At 62.2% G+C, this 13,165-nt stretch carries 11 protein-coding genes; 2 read left to right on the top strand and 9 right to left on the bottom strand.

Annotated features, from left to right (window positions below):
* Positions 1–14: 14 nt before the first annotated feature.
* The 6 genes from A9971_RS11860 to A9971_RS11835 are packed head-to-tail and all read right to left on the bottom strand — an operon-like array spanning position 15 to position 6,295.
* Positions 15–212, bottom strand: coding sequence for a rubredoxin (locus A9971_RS11860; protein ID WP_011058646.1), 198 nt, complete (start codon positions 210–212; stop codon positions 15–17).
* 37 nt (positions 213–249) lie between these two features.
* The gene (locus A9971_RS11855; protein ID WP_183000634.1) at positions 250–2,229 is read right to left on the bottom strand and encodes an alpha/beta fold hydrolase; all 1,980 of its coding nucleotides are present in this window, start codon (positions 2,227–2,229) and stop codon (positions 250–252) included.
* Between the two features lie 18 nt (positions 2,230–2,247).
* On the bottom strand, positions 2,248–2,568 hold the full coding sequence (locus A9971_RS11850) for an acyl carrier protein (protein ID WP_011058644.1): 321 nt from the start codon (positions 2,566–2,568) through the stop codon (positions 2,248–2,250).
* Positions 2,569–2,620: 52 nt separating this feature from the next.
* Complete coding sequence (locus tag A9971_RS11845; protein WP_015633760.1) at positions 2,621–3,577, bottom strand: acyl-CoA desaturase; 957 nt, start codon at positions 3,575–3,577, stop codon at positions 2,621–2,623.
* Between the two features lie 31 nt (positions 3,578–3,608).
* On the bottom strand, positions 3,609–4,517 hold the full coding sequence (locus A9971_RS11840) for an acyl-CoA desaturase (RefSeq protein ID WP_015633759.1): 909 nt from the start codon (positions 4,515–4,517) through the stop codon (positions 3,609–3,611).
* On the bottom strand, positions 4,514–6,295 hold the full coding sequence (locus tag A9971_RS11835) for a fatty acyl-AMP ligase (RefSeq protein ID WP_041115188.1): 1,782 nt from the start codon (positions 6,293–6,295) through the stop codon (positions 4,514–4,516). Before A9971_RS11835 ends, A9971_RS11840 begins: the two co-directional genes overlap by 4 nt.
* Before the next feature lie 371 nt (positions 6,296–6,666).
* Between A9971_RS11835 and A9971_RS11830 the strand changes: the two genes are divergently transcribed.
* Complete coding sequence (locus tag A9971_RS11830) at positions 6,667–7,713, top strand: GlxA family transcriptional regulator (RefSeq protein ID WP_011058640.1); 1,047 nt, start codon at positions 6,667–6,669, stop codon at positions 7,711–7,713.
* Between the two features lie 14 nt (positions 7,714–7,727).
* Here A9971_RS11830 and A9971_RS11825 read toward each other — a convergent pair whose 3' ends face one another.
* Positions 7,728–9,323: a DHA2 family efflux MFS transporter permease subunit gene (locus A9971_RS11825; protein ID WP_041115186.1), complete on the bottom strand. Its 1,596-nt coding sequence runs from the start codon at positions 9,321–9,323 to the stop codon at positions 7,728–7,730.
* A gap of 77 nt (positions 9,324–9,400) precedes the next feature.
* On the opposite strand from A9971_RS11825, the gene A9971_RS11820 reads away from it, so the two are divergent.
* Entirely contained in the window at positions 9,401–10,588 is a 1,188-nt protein-coding gene (locus tag A9971_RS11820; protein ID WP_041115185.1) for an HlyD family secretion protein, read from the top strand.
* A 95-nt stretch (positions 10,589–10,683) separates the two neighbouring features.
* On the opposite strand, the gene mgrA is transcribed toward A9971_RS11820, so the two are convergent.
* Together mgrA and A9971_RS11810 are read right to left on the bottom strand one after the other, a co-directional pair.
* Positions 10,684–11,721 carry an L-glyceraldehyde 3-phosphate reductase gene (mgrA, locus tag A9971_RS11815; RefSeq protein ID WP_183000633.1) on the bottom strand — a complete coding sequence of 346 codons (1,038 nt, stop codon included), beginning with the start codon at positions 11,719–11,721 and terminating at the stop codon, positions 10,684–10,686.
* 74 nt (positions 11,722–11,795) lie between these two features.
* Positions 11,796–13,124 (bottom strand): LLM class flavin-dependent oxidoreductase, encoded by a 1,329-nt coding sequence (locus A9971_RS11810; protein WP_077933199.1) that lies wholly within the window; start codon positions 13,122–13,124, stop codon positions 11,796–11,798.
* Between the last annotated feature and the right edge of the window lie 41 nt (positions 13,125–13,165).

The raw sequence follows: 13,165 nt of genomic DNA, 5'->3' as shown, positions 1-13,165 counted from the left end.
ATTCAAGCGCTGGGCTACAGCTTCACCATGTTGAAGTCCAACTTGCTCACGCCGCATTCCGGGCAGGTCCAATCCTCGGCAATGTCGTCCCAGGCGGTGCCCGGAGGCACCCCCGAATCCGGATCGCCAAGGCGTTGATCGTAGATCCAGCCACAGATCAGGCACATCCACAGGCCGGACTCGGCCACAGCGTTTTCAGCGTAGGTGCTCATGGGTGGTCAACCATCATCAAAGGGTTATGCGTTGTTCTCATGCGCTGGCCTGGGCCACTTCGGCCACCTTGACGTTCTCCACGAGGAACTGCGCCACCTGCTCCAGCACCGCGGCATCGGAGAGGATCCGCACATGCCCGAGCCCGGACACCGGCTCCAGCTTGGCCCATGGCATCAGCGTGGTGATCTGCTGCGCTTCGCAGAACGGCACGATCGGGTCGTTGAGGTCATGCAGCACCAGGGTTGGCAGTTGCAGGGCGTTGCCCAGCGCCGGGATATCCCAGTGCTCCACCGGCACGCCGTTGCGTTTCCACAGTTCCCGGTGCATGGCCTGGACCACCGCCGGCTTGAGCTTCAGGTAGCCGTTGGCCCAGCGCTGGATCACCACCGGCAGGTTGGCCGGCGAGCCCAGCAGGCACAGGGCCTTGATCCGATGAGTCTCGGCCAGTTCGGCCAGGGCTCCGGTGGCGGCGATCCCGCCCAGGGAATGGGCAACGATACCCACCACGTCGCCGAGGGCGACAATCGCCGCTTTCACCGCGTCCTTGAACTCGGTCATGGTGCTCAGCGAGCCCGGCGAGATGCCGTGGGCCGGCGCATCGAAGGTCGCGACCTTGAAGCCCTGGCGCTGCAGGACCCGGGTGAAGGAATACAGGCTGCGGCTGTCCGCACCCCAGCCATGGACCAGCAGGATGGTCTGGTTGCCCGTGCCCCACTGATAGCCATGGGGAACGCCGGGGATACCCTTGATATGGAAACGCTGGGCGCCCAGGGGGCTCATTTCCTTGTCCGGCTGCTTGATGTATTCCCGGGTGTAGCCGAACAGGTCGGTGGCCTTGGCCCCGGCGGTCTCCAGCGACACCGATCCCAGCACGCCCATGTAGCTGCGCAGCATCTGCTGCTTCATGGTCAACGGGCCGTTGGCGGCCCGGGCTCCGGGGGTGCTCGGGTCACCGGCCGCCTGGGTTGGTTGGTCGAAGGACTCATAGAAACCGTTCACCGGGTCGTACAGGTGGCAGCTACGCGCCACGTGCCACACGTCCTGCACGGTCATGGGCTTTTCCCGGACCATGCCGGGGAAGGCCGTCTTCAACGCGGCCTGGGCTTCGGGCAGGTTGTAGTGGGGAATGATCGGCGCCACATGGTGCGCGGTGTGCACCGAAATGTAGTGGGTCAGGAACAGCAGCCACTTGGGGTACATGTAGTCGGTGGTCAGCAGCAGGCGGCTGCTGTTGAAGCTCCAGTGCTCCTTGGTGAGGAACGGGGTCTCGTCGCTGATGTGGTGCATCATGGTGGTCAGGCTGAACCAGGCATGGGTCGCCAGCCACGGGGCGATGAAGTACAGGAACAGGCCGGTGAAGCCGGTGAAGTAGACCAGGGTCGGCAGGTAGATCAGCGCAGCCACCACCATGAACAGGATCGAGCGACGCACTTCGTTGCGCGCTTCGAGCTTGTGGAACATCGACGGACGGAAGCCCGAGTGACGCTGGTAGTTGACCGTGCCCAGCCAGAACAGCCAGGTGCGGGTGCTGCTGTAGACCAGCTTGTCCCACCAGGGCATGGCGTCATATTGCACGCGCAGCACCGGGCGCCAGTCGACGTCCATTTCCAGGTTGTTGGTGTTGGCGTGGTGCATGTTGTGCATGTGGCGCCAGCCGTGGAACGGGTACAGCAACGGCAGCAGCGCGATGTGCCCGAGGATGTGGTTGAAGCTGCGGTTGCGCGAGAACGAGTTGTGCCCGCAATCGTGAGCGACACAGAACAGGCCCCAGCCGCCCAGGCCCGCCACCAGCCACAGCGGCAGGTAGAACATCCAGTGCACGTGGGCGACCGCCACGATGGCACCGATGTAGAGCATGTAGCTGACGACGAAGCTGAGCATCCCGCGCCATACCCGCGGCTGATACAGGTGCTTGGGGATTGCGTCGGTCAGACGCAGGCCCTCGATCTCCTGAGAGCGTCGGAGCAGGTCATTGAATTTATCGTTTTTTTGCGAGGGCATCTGTGCAATGGCCATGGCCAAGCTCCTGCGAAGTCAAACTTCGGATGTGGTCAGTTCATTGGCCAGGTATTTGGACAGGTCATCGATGCTGGAGTATTCGAACAGCAGGGCCGGCGACAGGCGCTGCTCCATGAACTTCTCCAGGTCACCCGCCACCTTCACCGCTACCAGCGAATCGAGGCCGTAGGACTCGAAGCTGCGGGCGGTATCGACCTGGGAAGGATCGATCTTCAAGAGCGCGCCCATCTTCTGCACCAGCCAATGCTTGATGCTGTCCTCGTTGAGTTCGACCGCCGCCTGTTTTTTCTCTGAGAAGCTCAGAGTGCTCAGCAAATTGGAGATGAAATTGGACATAGGATCTTCCTTGATGAGTGAGGTGGTTAATACGATCAGCCGATTGAGCGTTTCAGGACGAGGCCTGGCGCTTGCGGACTTTGTCGATCATTGCCTGGGACGGGGAACGCAGGTCTGAGACCAGTCTCAGCTTGCCCATTAACGCCAGTGTCCAGCCCGACAGGTCGGGCTCCCACCAGTGCACGCCATGCCGGTACCAGGCAGGGAATGCGTGGTGATTGTTTTGCAGCCCCTCGCCAAAGGTGAGGAAGGCCACGATCCAGTTGTTGGTGCTCTGGTCGTGGGTCACGAACGGGCGAGCGCCGTAGCGGTGGCAGATGGAGCCCACACACCAGGCCGCCTGGTTGGCGACGAAGATCCGCGCCAGGCCGCCGAAGATCAGGCCGCTCCAGGCACCGGACCAGCTCTGGCTGACCAGCCCGCCGATCACCCCTGGCAGGATTACCCCCAGAGCCACCCAGAACAGGTAGGTCTGGTTGTAGAAGAACAGCCGGCGGTCGCGCAGGATGTCCGGGGCGAAGAAGTTCCAGCTCGACATGTCCGGGGCCAGCATCCACGGCATGTGCGCATGCCACAGCCCCTTGGCCCGTTGCCAGCGGCTCTGGCCCATGAGGTTGGGGGAATGCGGGTCACCGTGCTGGTCACTGTAGGTGTGGTGCCGGCGATGGGTGGTGACCCAGAACAGGATCGGCCCCTGGGCCGCCATGCAACCGGCGATCAGCATCAGGCTGCTCATCAGCCGCGAGGTCTTGAACGCACGATGGGCCAGGTAACGGTGGTAGCCCATAGAAACCCCGAACATCTGCACCGCATAGAACACCGCGAAGAGGATGAAATCCAGGGCATGGACCTGGCCGGTGAACCATAGCCGGATTGCCTCGAAGGTCCCGAACAGGGGCACCAGCATGACTGCCAGCGCGATCCGCGCCTTGGTCCTGGCCGCACTCGGGCTCAGCTGGGCAACCCCGCCGACCTCTGGTGTCGCTGTGTTGGTGAGTATCTCGTCCATGAATTGCTTCCTGTGAGGTAGGGACCGGCAATCAGCTTTCTGAAGGTTCTGCAGCCACGGTCGGGCCGGGCCGTTTGACATCCCAGGCCAGGCCGCAGAGGGCGAGCAGCTCGATGAACAGGCCGCCAATATCCAACTGCCAGGGTTTCAGGCCGGCATGGGCCAGCGCCGGGAAGGCGTGGTGGTTGTTGTGCCAACCGCCCCCTACCGTCGGAATCGCCAGCCAGAACACGTTGCGGCTGGTGTCCCGGGTCTTGTGGTCGCGGCCGCCAACCCGGTGGGCAAAGGAGTTGATGCACCAGGTGGCGTGGTCCACCAGGAAGATCCGCACGAAGCCGCCCCACAGCAGGCCGCTGAGCGCGCCCTCCCAGCTGCGGGTTATCAGCCCGCATGCCAGGCTGGGCAGCAGCAGGCCGAGGATGATCCACAGGTAGTAGCGCTGGTTGATCTGCATGATCAGTCGATCGCGCAGCAGGTCCGGCACGAACTGGCTCCAGTTCTGCTTGCGCAGGCTGAACAGCCAGCCCAGGTGAGCGTGCCACCAGCCCTGGATATTGCCGATAAAACCCGCCTTGAGCGGACGCGGCGAATGCGGGTCGCCTTCCTTGTCGGTGAAGGCGTGGTGCTGGCGATGGGTCGCCGCCCAGAACAGGATCGGGCCCTGCGCCGCCATCGAACCGGCGATGCCGAAGAATGCGGTGATCACCGGGCCGGCCTTGAACGCATGGTGGGAAAAGAACCGGTGCATGCCCACTTCCACTCCCAGGGCGGTCAGCAGGTACATGCTGGCCAGCGCGCCGATTTCCAGCCAGCCGATGCCCTGATGCCAGGCCAGCACCAGGGCCACCACGGTGCCCACTGCCGGAGTTGCGACCGTCAGCCAGGCCAATTGCCGCTCGCGCTGGCCGGTGCGGTCGATATGAGGATTCATGGCCGTCATGACAGGGCATCCGTAGCAGTTTTAAGGGTAGGTGCCGCAGCCGCGCGACTGGCGCCATAACGCGCCAGCGTGTCGTTGAGCAGGGCCTTGCGGGTGGCCTGGCGCTGGACCTTGCCACTGGTGGTCAGTGGAATGCCGCCCATGGGCGCCAGGTGGATGCGCGCCGGGGCCACGCCGAACTGGCTGACCAGCGCACTGGTGATCACCTGGCGCAGTTGTTCCTGCTGGGCTTCATCGAGTTTCTCGCTGCGCTTGACCTCGGCCACGATCGCCAGTTGTTCCTGCTGGCCGTTATCGATGCCCACCGCCACGCAGCCGTTGCTGCGGATGCGCGGGTCGGCGCTTTCCACCGCCAGCTCCAGGTCCTGGGGATACAGGTTGCGTCCGGCAATGATGATCAGGTCCTTGAGGCGCCCGGTGACGAACAGTTCATCGCGGTGCAGAGCGCCAAGATCGCCGGTGCGCATGAAACGCCCATGGATGCCCGGCAGGCTGGCGCGAAACACCTGCTGGCTCAGCGCTTCCTTGCCCCAGTAGCCGGCGCCCACGTTGTCGCCCTGGACCCAGATCTCGCCGATCTGGCCGTCGGCCACCGGTTGCAGGCTGACAGGGTCGACAATCGCCACACGCAGGCCCGGGGCGACCCTGCCGCTACTGACCAGCGGCAGGGCCCGGGCATCCTCGGCATCGACGATGGCCAGGGTGCCACTGGCGAGTTGGTCCCGATCCACCTGGGTATTGAACGCCGGCTCATCGTGGCGCTTGCCCGAGACCAGTACGGTGGCCTCGGCCAACCCGTAGCAGGGGCCCAGGGCCGCCGGGTTGAAGCCGGCGGCGGCAAAACGTTCGGAGAAGCGCGCCAGGGTGCTCTGGCGCACCGGCTCGGCCCCGCAATAAATAGCCTTGAGCTTGCTCAGGTCGAGCTCTGCCAGTTCCTCGTCGGTGATGTTTTCGACACACAGGTCGAAGGCGAAGTTGGGCGCGATGGTGACGTCGGCGCCGTACCTGGACACCGCATCCAGCCAGCGCAGCGGCCGCTGGACAAAGTGCCCGGGGCTGATGAGCACGGTAGGGAAGGCATCGAAGATCGGCTGCAGGATTCCGCCCATCAGGCCCATGTCGTGATAGGGCGGCAGCCAGCTGCAACCCACGCGATTCCTGGCCGGGCCCATCCACTGGCTGGCACTGCGGCAATTACTGTAGAGGTTGTCGTGGGTCAGCATCACGCCCTTGGGCGCCGAGGTGGAGCCCGAGGTGTATTGCAGCAGGGCCAGTTGGCCGTGGGCGAGCGCCTGCCCGCGCCAGGATGAATCCGCCTCCGCCAACTGCTCCGGGTCAACCCACTGAGGCGCGGGCAAATCACCCTGGAGCAGAGCGTTGACCCGCTCCTGGGACCGCATGAAGCGCGAGCTGGTGAGCACCAGTTGCGGATGGGCATCAGCGCAGATCAGTGCCAGCCGCTCCAGCCCCCGGGTCCCCACTGGGGGAAAGGCCGGGATCGCCACGGCACCGGCCAGCAGCAGGCCGAACAGTGAAACGATGTAGTCGATACCGGTCTCGAACAGCATCAGCACCCGTTTTTCACGGGGCTCGAAGATCTGCAGCGCGGCGGCCAATCGTTGACTACGCTTCCACAGTTCGGCGTAGCTGATCGACGCCTCCTCCCGCTCGCCATCTAGCAGATGGATGAAGGCAATGGCATCGGGTTGCCGCCATGCGCGATAGGCCAGTACTTCGGTAACCGAACTTAAACATTCGATGCCCGGGACTTCGGCCAACGGCAGATCATCAACTGCTACATGCGCTGATATGGCTGGATTGACATCATTAAGATAATCACGAGGCACGGCGTAGTTCATTCAAAATCCTTTTTAAATGGAGAGCCATATATTGACCTGAAGGTCGTTTATTATTTTCAGCACTAAGGAACCGAACAAACGCCCCTAAAAAGGGGAGCTCTTACTAGGCAGTAGACAAAGATGTCATTTTATTGACAGAGCAACGCACTCACTTGATGAATGCATATTTTTTTATGTCCCACAGGGAATAGCGTGGGCAGGAAAGTGAAATCTGGATGCGTTGAGAAGTCTGCCACCAGCTTGTATATTTTGCTAATGCACAAATGGACACTTACAGGGAGAAAATGGACATGGATGTGCTCACGCTTATTGCGCTGGAAGGTGCCATGGGATCGAGTGTCGCGATCACCCTGGATGTGCTGCGAACAGCTAACCAGGTCGCCGAAGTCATGGGCCGGCCAACCATCACCTGGAAGATTATCGGCAGCAGCGAATCGGTTCGCATGCGCAACGGCATGCGCCTGGATGCCCAGCCACTGGACAAGGTCCAGGCCATCGAAGGCAGCATGCTGGTGATCCCGGGACTGGGGCTGGAGAACACCCAGGAGCTGGATTTCTTTGGCTGTCGCCGGGAAAAAAGGCTGCCTGGGCTTAGCCTGTCCAGCGAACTGATCACCCGGCTTGGGCACGCCGATATCCGCAAGCTCAGCCAGCTGGTGCATGACCATCACCGCCGCGGGCAGCAGACGGCGGCGTCCTGTTCAGCAGTTTTCGTCCTGGGTGAGGCGGGGGTTCTGGAGGGGCATACGGTCACCACTCATTGGCAACTGTATGAAACTTTCAAAGAGCGTTATCCCGAAGCGATACTCGACACAAAACGCATGCTTATTCATGACGGAAATATGATTACAGCAGGCGCAGGCATGTCGCAAATGGATCTAATGCTCTACATATTGCGTAATAAGATGGGCAATCAGATTGCTGAGTTGACCATGCGTTATCTGTTGATAGATGGTCGACCGGCGCAATATCACTACATGGCCTTGTCCAACTTGCAAACGGAAAACCGTGAAGTTTTGTTAATGGAGAAGTTCATCGAGGATTGCCTGCCCAACGTTCCGCCACTGAGCACCATTGCCGAACATTTGCGTATAACCGAGAAGACCTTATCCCGCAGAATTCGTAGCGCCACGGGAAAACCGCCCATGGCCTTCATTCAGAAAGTTCGCCTGCAACATGTTCAAAGCTTATTGGAAACCACCAATATGAGCATTGAAGAAGTTGCTTTCAAAGTGGGCTATGCCGATTCCACCGCTCTACGCCGCCTGATGTGGAAAAACATGGGCTGCACCCCCAGCCAGTTGCGCAAGACCCGCTCCGGGCCGCCGATCATCTAGGCCCCGGCTGCTTATCACTTCTCCTCCTCGGCTGCGCCTGGCGCGGCCGGGGGCACCTTGCACAACGGCACCAGCAACAACGCCACCACGAACATCATCGCCATCAGGCGGAATACATCGCCAAAGGCCAGGGTCAGCGCTTCACGCCCCACCAGGCGGCCGAGAATACCCTGAGCCATCAGGAAAGCGTGGCTGGCATCCGGTGTATCGGCGGCAATCTTCAGCGCCAGTTGGCCCATGAGTTCCTGGGCGGCGACAGCCTTGCTCCCCAGCGACTCGGACAGGCGCAGGACCTGAGTCCGGGCATCGTCCTGCAGCCAGGTGTTGACCGTAGCAATACCAATGGCGCCGCCCAGGTTGCGCATCAGGTTGAACAGCCCGGAGGCCTGGCGCAGTTCGACCCCCTGGAACGAGCTCAAGGCCATGTTCACGCTCGGCACGATGCACAGCATCAGGAACAGCCCACGCGCCACCTGCGGCACCAGCAACTCATCGAATCCCCAGTTGGAGGTGACCCGGGAAGTCAGCCACAGGCTCAGCGCCAGGCCGAGAAAGCCCACCGAGATGATCAGTCGCCGATCAACTTTTTCCGAGGCCCGGGCAGCAATAATCGTACTGACCAACTGCCCGATGCCTACGACAAAAACCGTGGTGCCGATTTCCAGGCTATCGAAGCCACGCACCCGGCCAAGAAACACCGGCACCAGGTAGGTCGACGAATAAAGGCCAAAACCGATCACCAGGTTCAACAGGCAGGCAATGGAAAAGGTGCGGTCGCGAAACGGCACCAGGGACACGATCGGGTTGTTCGAATACAACGAGCGCTCGATGAACAAACCAAAGGACACAAGGGACACCCAGGCCGCAATGACGATCCCGGTATCGCTGAACCAGTCCTTGCGCGGCCCCTCCTCCAGCACGTATTCAAAACACCCCAGGGCCAGCGCCATGGCGACGAAATGCAGCCAGTCGATACGCCGCAGCATGGACAGGTCCGGGCGATCCACATCGATCAGCAACGCCGCGCCGATGCAGATCACCAGCCCCGGCAGCACGTTGATGAAGAAGATCCAGCGCCAGTCCAGGTAGAAGGTCACCAGGCCGCCCACCGTGGGGCCCAGGGTCGGTGCCAGCACCGCGGTCATGCCAAGGATTGCCGGGACCATCGCCCGCTGCTTGCCTTCGAACAACACGAACCCCACGGCGAATACCGTCGGCACCATCGCCCCGCCGGCAAAGCCTTGCAGGGCCCGCAGCACGATCATCGACTCGATGTTCCAGGCCATGCCGCAACCCACGCTGAACAGGGTAAAGAACGCCGCGCTGGCAGCGAACAGCCAGCGGGTGGAAATCGCCTGGGCGAGAAACGCCGAGAAGGGAATCATGATCAGTTCGGCAATCAGGTAGGCGGTCTGTACCCAGCTCACTTCATCAGGTCCGGCACTGAGCCCGGCCTGCACGTCGTTGAGCGAGGCCGCCACGATCTGGATGTCGATCAGCGCCATGAACATGCCGAAAGCCATGATCGTGAAGACCAGAAACTTGCGCTTGGTGGACTGTTGGCCGGGCTGGGCACCCGCTTCAAAGAGGTCAGTTGCGCTTGTCGTCACGGTAGGTACTTCCCTGTAGTATTGCGACCGACATGTGAATATTATGATCGTAATTCAAAACAGCATGGAGCTTCAACATGGAGCAGAGCACCCAGACTCAGAACGCCATCCTGCAAGCCGCCCAAGAGTCCGAGAAGCCGCGCAAGCGTTCCAAGCGCCCGCTGATCGCCGGCGCTATCGCCCTGACATTGGTTGCAGTCGGGGCTGGCTGGGTGCTGATGGCGCCGTCGACGCAGGCCACGGACGATGCCTACATCGCCGCCGATGCGACCTCCGTCGCGCCGCGGGTCCATGGCCTGGTGACAGAGGTGCTGGTCAAGGATCACCAGAGCGTCACCGCCGGGCAGCCCCTGGTGCGCATCAACAGCGAAGAGTTCGACAGCCGGGTATCCCTGGCCGAAGGCGATCTGGCGGACAACCAGGCCCAAGTCGCCCTGGCCGAGGCCGCGCTGACCATCCAGGACGCCGAGCAGCGCCTGGCCAGTGCCCGCGTGCAGGCGGCGCGTACCTCGATCCGCACCAACCAGGCCGAATCCAAGCGTGCCGGTGCAGAGCGCAATCGCTTCGATACCCTGGTCACCACTGGCGCCGTGGCGCGCAATGAAGTGGAGAAATACAGCACCCAGGCCATCTCCGCAGAACAAGGCCTGGCCTACGCCCAGGCCATGTTGCAAGTGGCGGAGAACGACCTTGCGGTCACCACCGCGCAACGGCAACGCCTGCAAGCGCAATTGCAGATGGCCAAGGCCAAGGTGGTAACCGCCAAGGCGCGGCTGGAACTGGCCCAGCAGGACCTGCGCCACACCACCATCTATGCACCGATGGACGGCACCGTCGGCAATCGGCAGATCCAGGTCGGCGATTACGTGCAACCGGGTTCGCGCCTGCTGACCCTGGTGCCGCTGCATGACCTCTATGTACTGGCCAACTTCAAGGAGACCCAGACCCAGCACATGTACCCGGGGCAATCGACGCAGATCAAGATCGATGCCCTGCCAGGCGTCAGCATCACCGGCACCGTGGAAAGCCTGGCTCCGGGTTCAGGCTCGACCTTTGCCCTGCTGCCCTTCGAACCGGGCACCGGCAACTTCACCAAGATCGTCCAGCGGGTGCCGGTGCGCATTCGCTTCGACGCCAACCAGTCCGGCCTCGAACGCCTGCGGCCGGGCCTGTCGGTGACCGCCAAGGTCGACCTCGATGATCCCCAGGACCGCACCGTGGCCGGCAATCCGTCCTCCTTGAAAGTCAGCAGCACGACCAGGTAACGACGCCTGCCGCCCCGCTCCAGGCGGCAAAGCCAACAGCCCCCGGCAGATCGCTCTGCCGGGGGCTGTTTTATCGGTGCACGGGCAGACTTACCTCACTCTGCCGTCGAAGGTTTTTCCCACAGGTTGATGCGCCCTTCTTTGGCGAAATGATCGATTTCCGCCAGTTCCTCGACACTGAAGCTCAAGTTCTGCAACGCCCCGACGTTCTCGACGATCTGCTCCGGCCGGCTGGCACCGATCAGCGCCGAGGTCACCCGCGAGTCGCGCAGGGTCCAGGCCAGGGCCAGTTGCGCCAGGCTCTGGCCGCGGTTCTTGGCGATCTCGTTGAGCGCGCGGACATGGGCGATATTGGCCTCCGACAAGTGCGAAGCCTGCAACGAGCCGCCCCCCGGACGATTGACCCGTGCATCCTCGGGAATGCCATTGAGGTACTTGTCGGTAAGCAGGCCCTGGGCCAGCGGCGTAAAGGCGATGACCCCGACGCCGAGTTCCTCGGTGGTGTCCAGCAGGTCCTTCTCGACCCAGCGGTTGAGCATGTTGTAGGCCGGTTGATGGATCAGCAGCGGCACCTTCCACTCCTTGAGCAACGCGGCGATTTCCCGGGTCTTGGCCCCCGAATAGGAAGAAATACCGATATACAACGCCTTGCCCTGCTGCACGGCGGTGGCCAGGGCACTGGCGGTTTCCTCCAGCGGCGTATCCGGGTCGAAACGGTGGGAATAGAAGATATCCACATAGTCCAGGCCCAGGCGCTGCAGGCTCTGGTCGAGGCTGGCCAGCACGTACTTGCGCGAACCGCCGCCCTGGCCGTAAGGCCCGGGCCACATGTCCCAACCGGCCTTGCTGGAGATGATCAATTCATCGCGATAGGCCTTGAAGTCTTCACGCAGCAGGCGGCCGAAGTTGATTTCGGCGCTGCCGTAGGGCGGGCCGTAGTTGTTGGCCAGGTCGAAGTGGTTGATCCCCAGATCGAAGGCGGTGCGCAGCAAGGCACGCTGGGTGTCGATCGGCGTGCTGTCGCCAAAGTTGTGCCACAGCCCCAGGGACAGCGCCGGCAGTACCAGGCCACTGCGGCCGACACGGCGATAGGGGATGGAGTCGTAGCGGTTTTCAGCAGCTATGTAAGTCATCGAATCCTCTCTGAGTCAGGTCTTTCCAAAACGACTAACGTCGATCAAAGCGCCCCACGGTAGGAGCCGCGTTGTCACACAAACTGATTCTTCGGTCGCGCCAACCCCAGGTTTTCCCGCAGGGTTCGGCCCTCGTATTCAGTTCTGAACAGCCCGCGCCGCCGCAGTTCCGGAATCACCCCGCCGGCAAAGTCCCGTAGCCCGCCAGGGAGATGTGGCACCAGCACATTGAAACCATCGGCAGCGTCCTCCTCGAACCAGGCTTGCAGTTCGTCGGCTATCTGCCCGGGCGTACCGATCAGGCTGTAGTGCCCACGGCCACCGGCAATCCTGCGCCCCAACTGGGCCAGGGTCAGGTTGTCCTTGCCGGCCAGCTCGGTGAGCAATTGCTGGCGGCTCTGCTGGCCGCTCTCGGTCAGTGGCAGCGACGGTAACGGTGCATCCAGCGGGTAGCCGGACAAGTCGAAGTTGCCCAGCATCCTCCCCAACAGGGCCACGCCCACCTCGGGCTCCACCAGGTCCTGGAAGGCTTCGAACTTTTCCCGGGCCTGACTTTCGCTGTCCCCCACCACCACGAATACCCCAGGCATGATTTTCAGGGATTGCGTACTACGATCGTACTGCTTAAGGCGTCCTTTCAGGTCGGCATAGAAGGCCTGCGCGGCAGCCAGGGAGGGCTGGGCGGTGAATACCACTTCGGCGGTCTGGGCCGCCAGCTCACGACCGCTCTCGGAGGAACCGGCCTGGACGATCACCGGGTATCCCTGGGGTGGGCGCGCCACATTCAGTGGCCCTTTGACCTGGAAGAATTCACCGCGATGGTCCAGTAAATGCTGCTTGTCTGGGTCGAAATACTCGCCCCTGGCCTTGTCGCGGACAAAGGCGTCGTCCTCCCAGCTGTCCCAGAGCCCGGTGACCACCCGATGGAACTCCCGGGCCCTGCGATAACGTTCCGCGTGCCCAAAATGTTCCTCCCGACCGAAATTCCGCGCTTCGGCGGCATTGTCGGAAGTCACCAGGTTCCACCCCGCCCGACCACCTGAAAGATGGTCCAGCGACGCGAATTTACGTGCTACGTGGTACGGTACGTTATAGCTCGTAGTGCTAGTGGCAATTAGCCCTATCCGCTCGGTCACGGCCGCCAGGGCCGCCAGTAACGTCAAGGGTTCGAAGTAATCGGAGCGGGCCATGCGGCTGGCGATGGGGCCGGTAGGGGCTGCCAGGCTGTCGGCGACGAACAGTGCATCGAAGCGCGCGGCTTCGGCGATCTGCGCCAGTTCTTTATAGACGGCAAAATCCAGCCCTGCCTGGGCCGGAACATCCGGATGACGCCAGGCAGCAACGTGGTGACCGGTGGCCATGAGAAAGGCGCCGAGCTTGAGCTGGCGAGTGGAACGGGACATGGATCACTCCTTGTTTCATGCTGCAAAAGGGACACCGCCAA

The sequence above is a fragment of the Pseudomonas sp. UME65 genome, from assembly GCF_014170225.1.
In the GTDB taxonomy this organism is placed as follows: Bacteria; Pseudomonadota; Gammaproteobacteria; order Pseudomonadales; family Pseudomonadaceae; genus Aquipseudomonas; species Aquipseudomonas protegens.
The sequence above is the reverse complement of the archived record's forward strand: the minus strand, read 5'-3'. Positions and strand labels throughout refer to the sequence as shown.